This window comes from Natronoglycomyces albus (assembly GCF_016925535.1).
In the GTDB taxonomy this organism is placed as follows: domain Bacteria; phylum Actinomycetota; class Actinomycetes; order Mycobacteriales; family Micromonosporaceae; genus Natronoglycomyces; species Natronoglycomyces albus.
Map to the genome: position 1 here is coordinate 3,176,356 of NZ_CP070496.1, position 17,815 is coordinate 3,194,170.

The 17,815-nt window shown below is 62.1% G+C and carries 14 protein-coding genes; 8 read left to right on the plus strand and 6 right to left on the minus strand.

The genetic code is table 11. The annotated features are described in order from the left end of the window. Position 1: 1 nt before the first annotated feature. A complete protein-coding gene (locus JQS30_RS13635; RefSeq protein ID WP_213170792.1) occupies positions 2–1,357 on the minus strand; it encodes an ABC transporter permease in 1,356 nt (451 codons plus the stop codon). 198 nt (positions 1,358–1,555) lie between these two features. On the opposite strand from JQS30_RS13635, the gene JQS30_RS13640 reads away from it, so the two are divergent. Continuing rightward, positions 1,556–2,263 carry a response regulator transcription factor gene (locus JQS30_RS13640; RefSeq protein WP_246497930.1) on the plus strand — a complete coding sequence of 236 codons (708 nt, stop codon included), beginning with the start codon at positions 1,556–1,558 and terminating at the stop codon, positions 2,261–2,263. Beyond that, entirely contained in the window at positions 2,260–3,699 is a 1,440-nt protein-coding gene (locus JQS30_RS13645; RefSeq protein ID WP_213170794.1) for a sensor histidine kinase, read from the plus strand. The genes JQS30_RS13640 and JQS30_RS13645 overlap by 4 nt, the downstream gene beginning before the upstream one ends. 68 nt (positions 3,700–3,767) lie before the next feature. On the opposite strand, the gene JQS30_RS13650 is transcribed toward JQS30_RS13645, so the two are convergent. Beyond that, entirely contained in the window at positions 3,768–3,944 is a 177-nt protein-coding gene (locus JQS30_RS13650) for a hypothetical protein (RefSeq protein ID WP_213170795.1), read from the minus strand. A gap of 573 nt (positions 3,945–4,517) precedes the next feature. Between JQS30_RS13650 and JQS30_RS13655 the strand changes: the two genes are divergently transcribed. The 5 genes from JQS30_RS13655 (at position 4,518) to JQS30_RS13675 (ending at position 11,155) form a co-directional block, all read left to right on the plus strand. Beyond that, entirely contained in the window at positions 4,518–5,063 is a 546-nt protein-coding gene (locus tag JQS30_RS13655) for a hypothetical protein (protein WP_213170796.1), read from the plus strand. Positions 5,064–5,369: 306 nt separating this feature from the next. Next, positions 5,370–7,058: a CDP-glycerol glycerophosphotransferase family protein gene (locus JQS30_RS13660; RefSeq protein ID WP_213170797.1), complete on the plus strand. Its 1,689-nt coding sequence runs from the start codon at positions 5,370–5,372 to the stop codon at positions 7,056–7,058. 491 nt (positions 7,059–7,549) lie between these two features. After that, the gene (gene aepX, locus JQS30_RS13665) at positions 7,550–8,833 is read left to right on the plus strand and encodes a phosphoenolpyruvate mutase (protein ID WP_425498875.1); all 1,284 of its coding nucleotides are present in this window, start codon (positions 7,550–7,552) and stop codon (positions 8,831–8,833) included. After that, the gene (gene aepY, locus JQS30_RS13670) at positions 8,833–9,960 is read left to right on the plus strand and encodes a phosphonopyruvate decarboxylase (RefSeq protein ID WP_213170799.1); all 1,128 of its coding nucleotides are present in this window, start codon (positions 8,833–8,835) and stop codon (positions 9,958–9,960) included. The genes aepX and aepY overlap by 1 nt, the downstream gene beginning before the upstream one ends. Positions 9,961–10,000: 40 nt before the next feature. Continuing rightward, positions 10,001–11,155, plus strand: coding sequence for a phosphonoacetaldehyde reductase (locus tag JQS30_RS13675; protein WP_213170800.1), 1,155 nt, complete (start codon positions 10,001–10,003; stop codon positions 11,153–11,155). 288 nt (positions 11,156–11,443) lie between these two features. On the opposite strand, the gene JQS30_RS13680 is transcribed toward JQS30_RS13675, so the two are convergent. The 4 genes from JQS30_RS13680 to JQS30_RS13695 all read right to left on the minus strand — a co-directional run bounded on the left by JQS30_RS13680 (position 11,444) and on the right by JQS30_RS13695 (position 15,177). After that, positions 11,444–11,905: an HIT family protein gene (locus tag JQS30_RS13680; protein WP_213170801.1), complete on the minus strand. Its 462-nt coding sequence runs from the start codon at positions 11,903–11,905 to the stop codon at positions 11,444–11,446. Positions 11,906–12,012: 107 nt separating this feature from the next. Then, entirely contained in the window at positions 12,013–12,429 is a 417-nt protein-coding gene (locus tag JQS30_RS13685; protein WP_213170802.1) for an FAD synthase family protein, read from the minus strand. Positions 12,430–12,790: 361 nt separating this feature from the next. Then, on the minus strand, positions 12,791–13,684 hold the full coding sequence (locus JQS30_RS13690) for a LicD family protein (protein WP_213170803.1): 894 nt from the start codon (positions 13,682–13,684) through the stop codon (positions 12,791–12,793). Then, complete coding sequence (locus tag JQS30_RS13695) at positions 13,684–15,177, minus strand: hypothetical protein (protein WP_213170804.1); 1,494 nt, start codon at positions 15,175–15,177, stop codon at positions 13,684–13,686. The genes JQS30_RS13690 and JQS30_RS13695 overlap by 1 nt, the downstream gene beginning before the upstream one ends. A 615-nt stretch (positions 15,178–15,792) precedes the next feature. Here JQS30_RS13695 and JQS30_RS13700 point away from each other — a divergent pair. Then, on the plus strand, positions 15,793–17,808 hold the full coding sequence (locus JQS30_RS13700; RefSeq protein ID WP_213170805.1) for a tetratricopeptide repeat protein: 2,016 nt from the start codon (positions 15,793–15,795) through the stop codon (positions 17,806–17,808). Positions 17,809–17,815 lie beyond the last annotated feature (7 nt).

Consider the following 17,815-nt stretch of genomic DNA (forward strand, 5'->3'; position numbering starts at 1 on the left):
GTTACTCTCCTTTGAGAACTTCGGCGGGGCGGACGCGGGCAATCAGCCAGGCGGGTGCCGCGCTGCCCAGCAGCGCGATTCCCAGGGCAACCAGTGCCCCGACACCTAGGGTGTCCAGGCCGACTGAGGCGGTGATCGAGCCGACCAGGTCAGAGGTGGCACTGGGGGCATCGCCTATCTGCGAGATGCCGTCGCTACTGCCTTGAACGACCGTGCTGTGCGCAATGGCCTCATCTTCTCCGGTGTCGCTGACGTTGGTGGCCACAAGCGCATCGGCGGTGAATCCCGATGACACGGCAGCAACCCCGAGGCCCAAAATCGCGGCCAGGAACACCAGCACGACTGCTTCGGTCGCGAATTGGGTGATGACCCCGCGATTGGTGCCGCCGATGGCTTTGATGACCCCGATTTCCTTGCGACGTTCCCGCACTGTCATGGCTAGGGTGAAGAAGACGACCAGCGCGGCGGCCGTGAGCGCGACCCAGAAGCCAATCGTCGTAATGTCGGCGACCGTGGTGAGCCCGGCGGAGACTGCCAGGAGCGATTGGGAGTCCGACCGGACGTCGAACGCCGCACCGAGGTCGGCGACGATGGAGTCGACGGCCGCCTCAATGTCGTCCACGTCGCGCACGTCGGCCACAATCGCGTCGTAGCCATCGTTTTCACTGATTTCTTGCACTGCTGGCACGGTCATGACCACGCCCACGGCATCGAATTCCCCAGCGGATGCGGCGATACCGACGATGGTGAAGTCCTCGTCATTGGCGCTGAAGGTGTCACCGATGCCGAGGTCATTGGCTTTCGCGATCTGTTCGCTGATCACCGCTTCCCTATCGCCGGTGGGCAGCTGCCCCTCAGTGAGCCGGTAGCGGGCCCCGGTGGCGTCGCGATCACCGGTTGTGCCGGTCACCGAGATGGGAAACGAGAACCCTTCTGGTAGGTCTAGGGCCTCACCGTCGAAGCCCGGTTCCAGGTCGGTCTGGGCAGGCTCGGCACCTGCGCCCAGTGGGGAACCAATCTGGAATTCGTCTTCGAAGTCGGGGTCTTGCCTCGGCTGCAACAGTGCTGACACGGTCGCGGTGGCGTCGGCGATCAGGGGGTTGCCGCTGACCTTGTCAAGCTCTTCTTCGGTCAAGCGTGGGATGTCTTCGAACTGGGTGCCCGGTTCAAAGCCGGGCCAGATGGAGACCGTGGCGTCCATGTCGGCGCGCAGCGTGTCCAGTTTGCCGCGCACGGCCTCACCGGCGACCAGCATCGACAGGGTCAGTCCGATCGCGACGGCCAGGACGAGGACTACCGCGCCAGTCCTGGCCTTGTTGCGTAGTGCGTTTCGCGCGCCCCGGGCGATAACGCTCATTGGGAACCTCACAGTGGGTTGGGGGAAGATGGGCGCCGAAGCGGTTGCCCGCTCTGGCCTGGCTAACCCAACCACCGAAAACACCGCTGTGGTAGGTCAGAGGGCACTTTCCCAGGCAACTCTGATGAGCAGCCCAGCGCTTCCTCACGAAAGCCGGGCATGATGATGGTTGTGTCACTTTCTTCTGAGCCCACGCTGATGACTTCGCGTCACGCCGACGGCAGCCCAATCCGGGTCTTGATCGCTGAGGACGAGGAGCTGCTTGCGGGCATGCTTGAGGACGCTCTCAACTTCGCTGGCTATGACGTGCGCGTCGCGCATACCGGCACCAAGGCCATGGGCGCGGTGGACCAGCATCGTCCGAACGTGATCTTGCTGGATGTCAACCTGCCTGACTTCAGTGGTTTCGCGATTGCCCAGCGGCTGCGCAATCGCCGTGATTCCACGCCGATCATTTTCCTGACCGCCCGGGACACGCCCAAGGATGTGCGGGATGGGTTCCTCGCTGGTGGCGACGACTATCTGACGAAGCCGTTTCGGCTTGAGGAGCTGCGTTTGCGCATGGAGGCGGTGTTGCGGCGGACGCTGGCCGGGCGGGCCGAGGACGCCCATCTGTTGCGCATTGGCGATTTGACGATTGACACGGATGCGCATCAGGTGTGGGTGGATGATTCTGAGGTGACGTTGTCTCCCACCGAGTTTCGGTTGCTGTCGCATTTGGCGGGCAACCCCGACCGGGTATGGTCGCGAGCCGACCTGTTGCGGCTGGTGTGGGGCTTCGCAGTCGACACCGATACTTCCCTTGTGGAGACGTATATTTCCTACTTGCGACGCAAACTCAACTCGAACCTGATTCAGACGGTGCGTGGCGTTGGCTACGTGGTGCGGACACCTAGGCCCTCATGACGATCAAGGTTCGGCTCATCGCGTCCATGGCGCTGTTGTTGTGTATCGCGGCGGTGGCTATCGGGGCGATCGCCATCAGCGCGGTCACGAACAGCATGACCGACCGGGCCGATGAACAACTGCGCGAGTATCTGGAACAGCCGGCAGTACAAACTACGGTGATTATTGGCGAAATGGAGCCGGTGCCGACCTCACCGGCCTCGCCCTATACCCCGGTTGCTCTCTTGGCGGTCACCGAAAGTGGCCAGGTCGTTGGCGAATTCTTGGCCGGTTATTCCACCGATCGGCTGGCGCGGCCGGAGGTGCCTGATCCGCTACCGACTCCCGGCCAGATCATCACAGTGCCAGCGGCGGACAAGTCGGTGGATTACCGGCTGATGTCGCTGGCCGGGACGCATACGTTGTCTTCGAACATGCACGAGGAACCCTTGCAACTAGTCGCGGCCTATCCGCTGACGGAGCTGGCGGCCATCCGCAACAATCTGGTGACAACGATGGTCACGGCCGTCGTCCTGGTCCTGCTGGCCAGCGCGGCGGCGAGTTGGTGGATTACACGCCGGGGCCTGCAACCGGTGGAGGCCATGATCGATACTGCTGCCGCTATTGCCGATGGAGACCTCAAGCGGCGGGCCGATGCGCCTGGGCACACCGAGATGGGGCGATTGGCGACGTCGCTGAATCGGATGGTTGGCACGCTGGTGAACACGATTGGCCAGCGGGAGGCCGAGCAGGCGAAGCTTCGCCGGTTTATCGCCGATGCCTCTCATGAGCTGCGAACCCCGTTGGCGACGGTGAGCGGTTACGCAGAGTTGTATGAGTCCGGTGGGGCCCAATCGGGGCCGGAGTTGGATCGGGCGATGAGTCGTATCCGGGTGGAAAATCAGCGGATGGCACGTCTGGTGGACGACTTGTTGTTGTTGGCCAGATTGGACGAGGACGCCGATGACGTGTGGGAGCCGTGCGACCTTGGCGACCTAGCTCGGGACGTGGTCGAGGATGCCACGGCGGCACACCCGGAACATCCGGTGACCGTATCGGTGCCGGACGATCCGGTCATGGTGCGCGGCGATGGTTTCCGGCTGCGGCAAGTGCTGGGGAACCTGCTCAACAATGCCCGGCAGCACACGCCGGAGGGCACGCCCGCGCGCCTCAAGGTGCGTCACGACGGCGCTGAAGCTGTGGTGACGGTGAGCGATGACGGGCCGGGGATACCGCTGGAGCATCGCCGAAGAGTTTTCGAGCGGCTGTACCGGGTGGACGAGTCGCGCTCGCGCGCCACGGGCGGGGCCGGACTGGGTTTGGCCATTGTGGAATCCATTGTGAGCGCCCATGATGGCACTGTGTCGTTGGCTGACACCTACCCGGATGCCCGGGCATCCCGATCACCCGAAGCACCGGGAACGAAGGTAACGATTCGCCTTCCCTTGGCACGGTGAGTTATTCGACCTGCCTCAACTTCGGGGAGGCCCGGCGCCAGCAACACTACTGGCTTCGAAAGCAGCGTCTAGTCAGGTACGCAGCAGTAAAGCAAGGCGGTCATGGTGGTCCCTGAGGTGATATCGCCAGCGTCGATGAGTCGGCGGTCCAGGTGGCGTCCGTCGGGCAGCTCAATATCAGCCGTGCGCCCGTGGACCCATTGGTCTTGGTACAAAGTTCGCTTGGAGTTGACCCGCCAGCGCACTACGCTCCCAACTCAGCTAGTTGGGAACCGGCCCGGTTCTGCCAGTCACGATTCACCACACGATCAAACCATCCGCGCGGCACATCTACGCCGCCTCGGCCACTTCCCCACCGGTGGCAGCGGTGAGGAACTGATTACTACCTCAGTCGTAGATGCGCTGGTAACACCACCCCTTCGCCGGCGATTCCTCCCAGTACAGGTTTGAACGCCTAAGTACACCCGGAAGCGGCATCAGCTCTAAATTGGGTCATCCAGTGTCGTGTGTACGACATTCGACACGGCGGAGGTGCGCCGGTCAGAGAATTGCTCGAAATAGGCTATATATGCCCTCATAAAGCAGTAACCCCGGGACATGCCGTAACAGAGGTCTACCGGGGCCTTCGGGAGGAATTTTACATGCCCCTGCCGAGGGGGCGCAAGTAACCATGCTGTCGAGAAAGAAAGGCATGGCTCACGGCCGTGCTTCCGCAGATAAATCCAGAATCCTCACCTCACCTCGACACTTTGTACCAACGTCTGTCACTCCCGCGCCTTAAAAGCTATTCAACGGCAGCTCAGAGCCCTATTGAGACTATGCGGCTGTACGACTGGAACATTGCAGCGTCGGCGGCCTTCTTCGCCGACCTACACAGATTCGAGGTCGTCCTACGAAACGCCCTACACTCCCATGCCGCCCGAGTCTTTTCAGAGAACTGGTTCGACCGCCCGGACTTGCTCACTGAAAGGGGTCGTGCGGATGTCAATAAGGTCAAGACCCGAATCCGAGGCCCAATCTCGTCGGACGCGATCGTGTCCGAATTGAGCTTCGGGTTCTGGAGGTACTTGCTGTCGCATCGCTACGAGCAGACGCTGTGGACCCCGGCACTAAGACATGGGTTTCCCCACCTCCATCCACAAGCACGCAAGGAAGTCGAGCGGCGGGTTAAGTACCTCAACGAGCTGCGCAACCGGATCGCCCATTGCGAACCGATACTCCGGCGCGATCTTGAGCAAGACCGAAACGATCTCCTCTTGGTGGTTGGCTGGATTTGCCCCGAAGCCCGATCATGGATCGAATCGACCAGCGTCGTCCGGCAGTGTCTTCAAGCGAGGCCCGGACGGCTTTGGACCAAGCGTTAGTCCACATCGGCCCGGTTCTGCCAGTCAGGATTCACCACACGATCAATCGTCCACGCGGCACATCTACGCCACCTCGGCCACTTCCCCACCGGCGGCAGCGGTGAGGAACTGATTACTACCTCGGTCGTAGATGCGCTGGTAACACCACCCCTTCGCCGGTGACCCCTCCCGTACCTCACTGGTACTGTCGGCGGTTAAATAAAGAGGCAACACGGACGTTCCCCGCGCGGGGATGACCCCGTCGTCGCGGGCACTTTGGCGGCGGGCAGGCAGGGCACACATCTTCGATAAGGACAATCGCACAGAATGTTTCGTCGCTTCCCCCCCAAACTGCTGTACGTACTGAGCACCTCCAGCTTGGCCGTACTGGGTCTCGCCGTGGCCCTCACCACGGCCCAGGCGTGGCTGGCCATCGCATTCGCGCTGGCCGCCCTGGTCCTGTCCTGGACGCAGCACCGCTGGGACGGTCTGGGAGAAAACCTCACCCCACGCTGCCTCGCGGTCGCGGCGCTCTTGACGACCACGCTGAGAACCTCCGACTCCGTCGACCTCCCGCTGCTGGTCACCGGCGTGATGCTGCTGGGAATCATCGCGCTGGAACAAGTTCTCTATGTCGCCGTCACGACCAATAACTTGCATACGTTGCGGTTGCCCATTGAGCGCACGGTGATGAGCCGCGTCATCGGCCCCCGTAACACCTACCGTCTCGTCACCGCGCTGACTGGGGTGGTCGCCGCCGCCACCATCGCGTCCTTGACTATCGGCTCGACGGCTCTTTCGCTAGCGGCCGGGGCCCTCGTGCTCGCCTCCGGGGTAGCGTTCCTCGCCTGCATGGCGCTGGCTTGGAAGCAGCGACGCAGCGCCGCCCACGCCGGGGATGCCGCCGTGTACCAGGCTGTGGCCGACTATCGCCCGCGGTTCGCCATCCACTTCGCCGGACCGGCCGGTTCGGAGTATCAGTTGCTCATGTGGCTGCCCTATTTCGACCAGTTGGGTGACAACTACCTGATCATCATGCGCGACCTGGTTTTGTTTGACCGCATCTCAAAAGCCACCGATGCGCCGATTGTCATCGCTCCGGGTATTTCCCAGGTCGAGAAGTTGCTGTGCCCGAGCGTGAAGTCGGTTTTCTACGTCAACCACGCGATGCAAAATTCGCAGTTGATTCGCTTCGGGCACTTGACGCATATTCAGCTCATGCACGGCGATTCCGATAAGGCGGTCAGCCGTAACCCGGTATCGGCCATGTATGACCAGGTGTTCGTCGCCGGGCAGGCCGGGATCGACCGCTATCACAACCACGGCGTGGATATCCCTGAGCGCAAGTTCCGCATCGTGGGCCGTCCCCAACTGCACCCGATCACTGTCGGGCCCCGCGCCCGGGCCGAGGGCGAGAAGCCCATCGTGTTGTATACGCCCACGTGGACGGGCCTGTCTGCGGACGCGAACTATTCGTCGTTGCATATCAGCCGTCACATCATCAAGGAGCTGTTGAGCCGCGATGTGGTGGTGTGGTTGCGCAACCACCCTTATACGACCTACAACGCCGCCTCGGCGCGGCAGCTGACCGAAATTGAGGAAATGCTGGAGGCTGACGCGGCCGCGACGGGCCGAGCGCACCGCTGGGGTGAGGCGACCTCAGGTGCGGTGTCGTTGGCCGATTGCATCAATGCCGCTGATGTGGCCATCTCCGATATCAGTGGTGCGGCCTCGGACTGGATGTATTCCAATAAGCCGTTTGCGCTGACCGACCCGTTGAATAAAGGGGATGACTACGAGAAGGACTTCCCCATAAGTCGCGCCGCCTATGTGATCGATTCGCAAGCGAGCAATATCGCCGCTGTCGTCACCGAGCTGTTGGAAACCGATTCGCTAGCCCAGGTTCGCAGCGAGACGCGGCTGTACTACTTGGGCGACATTGACCCCAACAAGTGCGTCGAGCATTTCCTTGACCACGCCCGGGCCACCTACGCAGCGGAGGCGACGCCTCGGTGATCGCTGAGGCCCCTCCTCGGGGTGGGCTTTAGGTGTCGCATTCGCGGTAGGCCAGGCCCGACCGGGACACGGTGATCTGGCACCGCGTAGGCGCATAGTGGCCCACGAGTACCATCAGGGATTACCTCACCTCCCCCTCGCCACACAACTAAGAGGGCTACTAGCTGCATAAACAGCCCATACTTTCGCAAATTTGTGGCAAACGGCGCTCTACGGGCACGTGACGAAACACCACCATCGCGCGGTAGGATCAATCCGGAACGTTCACACCATGGCGGTGTCACTCCGCGACCCCTTTGGGCGCGGACTCATTGACGTTATGGAGTAACCACAGTCAAGAGGAACCGCAGGACGGCGCTGCTAACCCGCTCCCACCTGGCCTGGCCTCCGATTGCGCGACTCCACCCAGAAGCAGGCCCACAAGGCCACATGCTGCGACTTCGCAAGCTGAGGAGCATAAGTTGTCCACGAAACCGACTGTCTATGTCGGGATGAGCGCCGACCTCATCCACCCCGGCCACATGAACATTCTCGCCAAGGCCGCACAACTGGGTGATGTCACGATCGGCCTGCTCACTGACGCCGCCATCGCCAGCTACAAACGACTCCCCCACATGACGTTCGACCAGCGCCGCGCCGTAGTCGAAAACATCAAAGGCGTCGAGCGCGTCATCGCACAAGAAACGCTGGACTACGTTCCCAATCTCAAGCAAATTCGGCCCGACTACGTCGTCCACGGCGACGACTGGAAGACCGGTGTCCAGAAGAAAACCCGCCAAAGGGTCATCGACACCCTGGCCGAATGGGGCGGCGAACTAGTCGAAATTCCCTACACCGAGGGCATCTCCTCCACCCAACTCAACGCCTCGGTCAAGCAAATCGGCACGACTCCGAACGTGCGCATGGCGCGGCTACGCCGCCTTATCGACTCCAAACCGATCGTGCGAGTCCTGGAGACCCACTCCGGTATCAGCGGCCTCATCGCCGAAACCGCCAGCACGCAACGCGACGGGCAGACCGTGGAGTTCGACGGCATGTGGTCCTCCTCGCTGACCGACTCGACCTCGCGCGGCAAGCCCGACATCGAAGCGGTCGACATCACCTCGCGTCTAAACACGATCAACGAAATCTTCGAAGTCACCACGAAGCCGCTGATCTTCGACGGTGACACCGGAGGCAAGCCCGAACACCTCGGGTTCACGGTGCGGTCGCTGGAACGCCTCGGCGTCTCGGCGATCATCATCGAGGACAAAGAAGGCCTCAAGCGCAACTCGCTGTACGGCAACGATGTGGCGCAGACCCAATCGAGCATTGACGACTTCTGCCACCGCCTCAAAGTCGCGAAGAACTCCCAAGTCACCCGCGACTTCATGGTGATCGCGCGGATTGAGTCGCTCATCCTCGAACAGGGCCTCGACGACGCGCTAGAGCGCGCGAAGGCATACATCGAGATCGGCGGAGCCGACGGGATCATGATCCACTCGCGGCAAAACGACCCACAAGAAGTCTTCGACTTCTGCGACGCCTACGCCAAGTTCGAAAACCGCAAGCCGCTAGTAGTCGTGCCCACCTCATTCCGGCAAGCCACCGAAGAGGAACTGGCCGCCCGGGGAGTCAACGTCGTCATCTACGCCAACCACATGATGCGGGCCGCCTACCCAGCCATGTCCAAAGTCGCCCACACCATCCTGGAAGCGGGCCGAGCCCTCGAGGCCGACCCGTACATCGCCAACATCAAAGACGCGCTGGCGATCATCCCGGAGAATGAGGCGTAATGATCGAACCGTACGCATTCGTTGACCAGCTGACGCGGCGCGGGGTGTCCCTGTACACGGGCGTGCCGGACAGCTTGTTGAAGCAGCTGGGCAGCCACATTCAGGCAACATTGCCGCGCGAACAACATGTCATCTGCGCCAACGAGGGCGCGGCGGTGGGCCTAGCGATCGGGCACTACTTGCAAACGTCCACCCCAGCGATGGTCTATTTGCAAAACTCCGGCTTTGGCAACCTGGTCAACCCGGTGTTGTCGCTAGCCGACCCGGACGTGTACGGCGTGCCAATGGTGATCGTGGTCGGGTGGCGCGGCCAACCCGGGGTCAAGGACGAGCCCCAGCACGTCAAACAAGGCAAAGTACAAGAAGCGCTGCTGGAGGCGTTGGATCTGCCATGGGCGATGCTGCCCAAGGACCCGGCCGAGGCGGAGAAGGCCGTCGACCTGGCCTATGACACGGCCATGGAGCACTCGACCCCGTATTTCCTGCTGGTGGAAAAGGGCACCTTTAGCGACGGAATCCAGGTCGAGCAGGCCACCCCGGAGCTACCCAGCCGAGAAGACGCACTCATCGCCGCAGCCGACGCGGTCGGCACCGAGTCCGCCATCATCTCCACCACCGGCATGCTCAGCCGCGAGCTGTTCGAGTACCGCGAGCGCGCCGGAGAATCCGCCGACCGTGACTTCCTCACCGTTGGCGGAATGGGCCACGCCTCATCAATCGCCCTGGGGGTGGCCAAAGCCGCCCCAGAACGCGAAACCTGGTGTTTCGACGGAGATGGGGCACTGCTGATGCACATGGGGTCGCTACCGGTGATCGCCGACCACGCGGGCGAGAACTATTTCCACCTGGTGTTCAACAATGGGGTCCACGATTCCGTTGGCGGGCAACCGACCTCAGCGGCCGCGATGGACATGGCTCAGACGGCGCTGGCGGTGGGTTACCGTTGGGCTCAGACCACCTCTGAGCTGTCACAACTCCCGAGACTGATCGCCCAAATGCGCGCCGCTGGAGGCCCCGCACTGCTGGAACTACAGGTAAAGCCGGGTAACCGCGCGGGTATTGGACGTCCCACGAGGACCCCACGCCAGACAAAGACCGCTTTCATGCAAGCTTTGCGTGACCATTGAGTCTGAGATGACCCCTACGACCATGATCGGGAAGTGACCTATGTCTGCCTTGGCCGACCGCGATATTCGCTTCGGAGACAACACGATTGCCATGGCCCCCAATGTGGTGCGTCAGCTTGGGGCGACCCGGGTGCTGGTTGTGTGTGGGAAGAATTCCTTCACCGCCTCGGGCGCGGAGGCGATCGTGCCGGAGCTGGAGAACGTGGCGCAGGTGCGGCGCTGGAACGACTTCCGAGCCAACACCGACGCCGCCGACCTCATCGTGGGTTTGCGCATCGTGGAAGAGTTCCAGCCCGATGCCATTCTCGCCGTCGGCGGCGGTTCGGCAATGGACATGGCGAAACTGCTGTGCGGATACCGTGGCGTGACCGATAAGAAGTTGCTTGAGGACGCGATCCGCGCCGGAGGCACGGTTAGTCGGACCAATACCGCGCTCATTCTCGCCCCCACCACCAGCGGCTCTGGGGCCGAAGCGACGCACTTTGGCGTGGTCTACATCGGCGCGGACAAGTACTCCATCGGCGGGCCCACGATTCTGCCCGATGTGGTGTTGCTGGACCCGTCATTGACCTTGAGCGGTTCGGATTACCAGCGAGCCACCTCGGGCGTGGACGCTCTGGCGCAGGCGATCGAGGCCCTTTGGGCGGTCGACGCGACCGACGAAAGCCACGCGTTCGCGCTCCAGGCGCTACCGTTGCTGGCTGGCTCGCTGGAAGCCTACGTGAAAAGCCCCTCGGCAAAGGCCGCCCGTGACATGGCCTTGGGATCGTACCTGGCTGGGCGAGCGATCGACATCGCCAAAACCACTGCGGCACACGCGCTCTCGTACGGAATCACGAAAACCTACGGGCTCAGCCACGGACACGCCGTCGCCGTCACTCTGGGGTCCTTTATCGAACAGCATGCCGAGGCTTCGGCCTCCCGGCTGCAAGACGCGGTGGACCCCATGGCACACCGCCAGGCGATGGATGAGGTCTTGGCGGCCCTAGGCGCGGCAAACGCCGCCGAGGCCAAGGAGTCGTGGGCGGAACTGTTGCAGCGCATCGGCTTGGACGCCAGCCTCACCAACGCCGGGGCACGCCGAACCGAGGACCGCCACAAACTGGCGAACTCGGTAAACCTAGACCGGCTGGGCAATAACCCGGTGAAGTTCACTCTCGATGAACTGGCCGAGCTGCTGATCGACCTGCCGTGACATCCACGGCCTCGATCCAACACTGAGCGACGCTGCGGTTTGAGCTCGGCTCGACAATCCGCAAAAGGGCTGAGCCCGTCGATGACGCAGTCACTTCGCAGGGTCCCGAATGCCAAGCACCGAGGCCGCACAACACATGCGGCCTCGGTCAAGTCTCCAGGCTTATGTAAAAGGGCGGCTTCATGACCGCAGGAGGCGACGTTTACTCAGGTAAACGAGCCGACGAGAACACCGAAAGCCCATTTGCATAAGCCTCGTCGTAGTCGCTCGGCCAGGACCGACCGATACCTATTCCTCTGAGGAAGACTTCTCGCTTAGTTCGGAACGAATCACGCCTACCAGCTCGGCCAGGATGATCTCGTCCTTGACGACCTCGCCGCCGAAGTTCGGCGGGCCCGGCCAGTCCGCGTCAACCCACGGTCGACCGAACGCATCCTTTGTGTACTCGTAGCGCGGCAAGACGTGAAAGTGAACGATGGGGTCCTTCATCATCAGGCATACCGCGTTGATGCGCACGGCTCCGAACAGTTCTTTTGCCACGTGCTCGGCCTCAGCCAGCATCGTGCCCATCTCCTCGGAGTCCTGCGAGTCCAGCTCCGCGAAAGTCTCATGCCCCAGTTTCGAACTGAGCACCATCGACCCGAGCGTGATCTGAGCGGGCCGCACCGACAGAATCCAGCGCTCGGATTCGTAAACGGTCAACTCATCGAGACGAAAGGCGCTACGGAAGGCATCAAGTTCTTTACTCATGTGCGGAGAATACCTTGCACATCTGGTTCAGAACGAGCCGTCGGCTCCAGCCATCACGCGAGTAATCCTCAATGGAGTTCGCGGGGGCCCAACGCGACGGGCCCGGTTTACTCCCCTGCGAGCAGCTTACGGCGCAGGGTGGAAGAGACGCCCTGCGTGTAGGGAAGGAACACGCAGTTCACGCCAACGTCCATAAGCTGTTTGCGGTAACCCTGGTACTTGTCGGAATCGAACCAGTCGTCGCCAACCACCCAAGTGTCAAACTGCAAACGCTCCCACATCTCGAACTTGTCTTGGGTGCGCTGCGGAATCGCCAGGTCCACGCCCTGGATATTGTTGACGATCTCCAACCGCTCTTCAAAGGGAATCGTGGGCCGGATGTTCTTGTAGCTCTCCACCAGCTCATCGGTGCTCACCCCGACGATCAGCGTCTCACCCAGTTCGGCGGCACTTTTGAGGATGCGTAGATGCCCGACGTGAAACAGGTCGAAAGTGCCAGCGGTGTAGACGACTGGGCGCTTCATAGATCAGGTCCCATCTGAGTTCGAGGTGGACGGCAGGAGCCAGATTATCACTGCGGCCATACGCAGTTGAGAAATAATTTCGATCCTTTAGGTGGGCCGAGAGCGCCACTGGTGACGGGTGCGAAGCACAAAGCCCCAGTTAAGGTGGCTGGTGCCAGCCCGGTGGCGGGGCGGCGGCTAGCGCTGGGACCTCGGTGTCCCGACCATCTACGTTACCGGGACGTAAGCCTTGAGGGAACGTAAGGTGTCGCTCTCCACGTTACCTGGGTCAAGATGGGGGCGAGCGCAGTCGCGAAACGACGTGACGCCGCACGCCCCAACCGTGCCATTACCGCCCGAAACTGCCCCTTTTCACCCATTCTCACAGCCGAGACAACCAGTCGCCCTCACCCTTGGCTTTCAACAACCGCCCATAGCGTTCGGTTTTGGCCCGCCAGCCATGGGCAATCGACTTCAACAGCTCGAAGTACAGAAGAGTGTCGAGAAAATCCGGGTCAGTGACCTCGACATTCGGGGCGTCGATTCGCGCGTCGAAGTTCGCATTGGGGGTATGCCAGTCGCCATAGTTGTCGTCCAAGTACATCTGGGGCACCGAAGGAACGTACTGACGCTGGCCCAAGAACTCCACCTCGGACAGTTCAAAGGGCCGGTTCCACCAGCGCGTGGAGGTCCCGTCATGCCAGATGCGCCCGTCTTCGCGGTAGTGCGGGAACAGGTCAACCGAGGTGCCGTTGCGGTGATCCAGGCGCAGTCGTTCAGAGTTGAAGTCGAGCCGTTTTACCAGGAAATGGTCGTTCCTTTCGAACGCGGCGGTGAGGTCGGCGGCGCTGATCTCATCAGTGAAAAAGCCCAGGTCAATGTCCTTGTCCCAGGCGATGAATCGACCCGAGCGAACGTATCCCAGTAGCGTTCCCGAAATGAGAAAGCCGCGCACGCCCAGGTCGTCTAGCTGGGAGTTCAGGTCAATGAGCGCCTCGGTGGCGCGCCGGGAGAACGGGTCACCGTGCCCCGGAATGAGCAGCTGTGAACGGGTGAACACCTTCTTGCCAGCCCGTTTGATCTGCACGGACGGTCGTCGCTGATGCCCGGCCGCCCGCAGGATCGCCTTCCGCAGCAAGTTCCGCGAATCGTCGTGCTCGCCAGCCACGCTGGCCGCCCGCGCCACCGTGCGCAGCAGCGGCACCCGATGATGGCACTTCTTGGGGCTCTCCAACCAGAGGTCTTTGATCTTCTCGTAATCGGACGGCTGCCGCATCAGAGACCACAGCTGCCCCCACATGCGGCGCGAGCCCCATTTACCTGAACGCAGACTGTCGACGGCAATGGCGAAAGCATCCGCCGATTTTCCCTGGCGGCGCGCCTGGCGCACAGCCTCCAACCATTCCTCGACAGTTGCCATAAACCACCCACAGATCTGGCCAATTCGTCTTCTTCGGCCATCGTCAACTCATCGCGCGCACCAACCATGTCACCCTCGACAAGGCACCGATACGCCCTTCGCAAAAAGTGTAGGCGCAGGTAGACCGGGTCAGTGGTCTCAACATTGGGCGCGTCGGCACCAATGAACGCGTCGAAGCCCGGATAGGGGGTACGCCAGTCGCCATAGTTCTCGGTCAAATAGGTCTCATGGTCCGAGGGGATGGGAAGGTCGGTGCCTTGGGCTCGTATCGTGTCGATGTCGAAGGCGGAGTTACGCCACCGCACGAATACCCCGTCATGGAAGTAGGAGCCGTCTTCCTCATAGAAGCGGAAGATATCGATGGGGGAGCCACCCCGGTGCCGGAGCCCGACTTTCTCGGTCAAAGGGTGGGTGACGATCTCAAAGCGCGGGTGGGCGCGGAATATCTCACTGAGCTTGTCCCGGTCGTAGTCGGCCTCGAAAACTCCCAGGTCGATATCGCCGTCGGCTGAGAGTGGGCGTCCCTCGCGCACCAAACCTAGCGCCGTTCCGGCCGCGAAAAAGTGCGGCACGCCTGCCTTGGACAAGGTCTCGTGCAAATCGATGATGGCGCTCCAGGCTCCCCGGCCACCCAGTTTGACCGGCGGCGACAGCTTCGGCGGGATATGCCCGTCCAGGACTAGGCGGATGCCGCTGCGGTAGGTCTCGATGGCCTGCTCAGTGAGACCCGCGCGGGCTGCGGCGGTGGCCAAGGGGCGGATCGTGCGCAAGAGATCCCCTGGCTCAGTGGTGGCGTGTTCCCACGCCGCGTAGATGCGCTTGTACTGTTCGGGAGTGTGACTCATGCGAGCGGCGGCACCGACGACCGTGTTATTGCGCGGCATGCGCCCCACGGCGGCTACGGCGACCTCATCGGCCTGGGCGATGTCAAGAGCCTGGTAGGCGGCTTGCACTTCCCGCGCCAACGCGCGCGCGGAGGAGGGTTGCAGCATCCGCGCCTGGCGGGCCAGTTCCAATGATTTCTGGTAGTCGCCGTGGTACCCAAGGAATTCCGAGTACAGGCAACGCGGCTCGACGTGTTCGGGGAAGCGGTCGATCAGCTGCAAGAGCGCCTCACGGGCGGCTTCATCGGCCCCGGCTAGGAACATCGACCGGGTGGCGCTCATAGCCACCGAGTAGTAGCGCAGCGGCACGCCACCAATGGAATCGATGTAGTCGGCCATTTCCTGGGCGGTGAGGCGCTCGGATTGGTATTTCAGCGCGGCGTAGGTGCGCAGCCCTCCGGGGGGTAGCACCTTGTAAGCGGGGAGCTTCGTTACCGCTCTTGCCACGACCTGTTTCAACTTCATACCCATCCTCTGCGTGCGCCGAGACCTGCTGCGTCGTCTCTCATGCGATCACGTGCCCACTGAGGCCAATCGGCCTGGGGTGGGCACGGCGTGAAGATGGAATTCTAGCTGGCCGGCGAAATATAAATGGTTTCACCTTAGCGGGAATTTCCCATAAAAGCACCCAACTGTCTAGAAACGCTCGACCATGCTCTTTTCTCATTAATTGTCCGAAAACTGGCACCGTCCTCATCGTCAGTCACCCGGCGGCCACAGACCGCACCACCTGCGGCGATGGCGACCTCCACCGGACAAAGCCAGCGCCGCGTCCGGCCGGTGACCTGCCCAACCGACGTGGTCTGGCCACCGGCGGGGCGTGTAAGATTCCAGCCGCACGCCAAAACCGTATGCTGCTCTCATTGCACCCGCGTTACCCGCATGTCACCACTGACTTCTCCACCGTCTGCCAGTGGCATCGCGACCGCGCCGCGGCGTTTGCGTCTTTGTTTCGCACCGGAGGGGCCAGCCGCGACGTCACCCGTTCCTCGCCATGGATCGATTCGGGCATTGCGCAGCAGCGACGGCCGCCGGTGCATCTCAGTAGCAGCCACCTTCCGCGCAGCATGGAGTCGTCCGTTGGTCAACTACCGAAAAGTCACCGCCAAGCTTAAGAGCGGCTCGGACAAGCTCAAATGGTCCTCAGCCGCCGCCGCCAGCGCCCTAGTGCGGCCGCTCAGCCGCGATAAGGCCGCTTGGTTTGCTCGACAGGGTGCCGCCGAGGCGCGTATGCGGCGTTGGGATGTCGCCGCAGAACACTACCGGCAGGCGCTCGCTGTGGAGAATCCGCAGGCGGTGTGGCATTTTCAGTTGGGGTATTGCCTTTTGAAGTCGGGGAATCTGGCGAGTGCGCGGGATTCGTTGCAGGCGGCGTGTGCGGCCCAGAAGCAACCTTCGTGGCTGATTCAGTTGGCGTTGGCCTCGTACGCGCTGGGCGATATTGAGGCAGCGATTGCGGCTTTGGACGAGTTGGGTACGGGTGTCGAGGTCCAGGAGGTGGAGACCGGCATCGAGCTGGCGGAGTTGTATGCCTCGATTGGCCGTTGGTTCGATGCGCAGGCGACTTTGAGTCGCCTGGTGGCTTCTCACCCCAAGCACGCTAATTTGCATCGTCGCCTGTCAGGGCATTTGGGCAAACTGGCGTTGTGGGGCGGCTCGTTTACCGAGGTGTCGGCAGACCGGGCGCAAGCGCTGTTTCAGTTCGGCAAGGGCGCGAAGGTGGCGAAGCCAGCAGCGGCGCGGCAGGTCATCGAGCGGGCGGTCAAGCTGGATCCGCGCCATGCGACGTGGCTGGCTCCGTTGGGCGATGCCCGCTTCGATGACGGTGACGTCGAGGGCGCGATCAGCGCCTATGAGTCGGCGGTGGAGGAGTGCGACCGCTCCGATGCGATGTGGGCGATCACCGCCAAGCACCGTTGGCAGTTCCGGCTGGAGCGAATGCGCTTTCTGCAAGGCCGACCACAGGCTGAGGATCCGTTGTTCGCCGCTACTACCGTCCCCAAGCTGGCAGCGTCCGTCAGCGCCGAGCCGGAGCCGGTGGTGGGCCTGTACGACCTACGGCCTTCGTTCTTGGGCCTGGTCGTGGACGGTTTCCTGGCCTCCTCGGACGCCGACCAGGTGGAGATCTGGCTCAACGGTGAGAACATTCGCACGGTGAATGTGTCCACCGACGGGTTCTTCGGGCAGTTTCGGTTCCATTTCCGCCGTAGCTCGGTGGAGATCATGCCCCAGGAGTTCACTCTCGAAGTGCGTACGCCCCAAGGTGAGTCGCTGTTGACGCGCACCGGTGGCACCGAGTATGAGGTTCGGTTGCCCAATAGCACCGGCCAGTTGGCGGCGGCTTTGGCTGAGGGTTCCAAGATTGACAAGAAGGGTGAGATTTCCAAGTCGCTGGCTGAGACGCGCGAGCGCCAGCAGGAATATCTGCGCATTTACGAGCAAGTGCGGGACTTTTTCGAGCAGCGGTTTGACCGTTCGCTGTTCCTTATGTATGGCACCTTGTTGGGTTATTATCGCGGCGGTGACTTCATCCCGACCGATGATGACTTTGACGCGGGTTACGTGTCGTATCGGACCAACCCGGCTGAGGTGAAGGCCGAGGCGCAAGACTTGGTCGTGGAGTTGGTGAAGGCCGGTTTCACGGTGAGCATCAACCGGCGCGGCAAACTGTTTCGGGTGCAGTTGGAACGTGGCGCGACCGACGGTTTCCACCTCGATTTGCGTCCACTGTGGTTCCAAGATGGGAAGTTGTGGGTGCATAACCACTGTTCCTATCCGTCGACTCCCGAGAAGTTCGTGCCGGTCGTTGACGGCCAGTTGCGCGGGACCCGAGTTTCGACCCCCGCCGACACCGAGGACTTTCTGCGCAATCACTACGGCCCGGGTTGGAAGACGCCCGACCCCGGGTTCATCTACTACGGTGACGAGGTAGATCCGCTGGTGCGCAAGAACTTGGAAGCCGCCTTCATCACCCCGGCCGAGTATCGCAAGCTGGAGGCGCGCGTGGCCAAGGAGATCGCGGGGGTTCCCGGCGCGGGTCGGCTAGTGTCAATTGGCGCGCAGAGCCTGTACCCGCTGGAAGACTGCATCAGCTAGGAGTAGC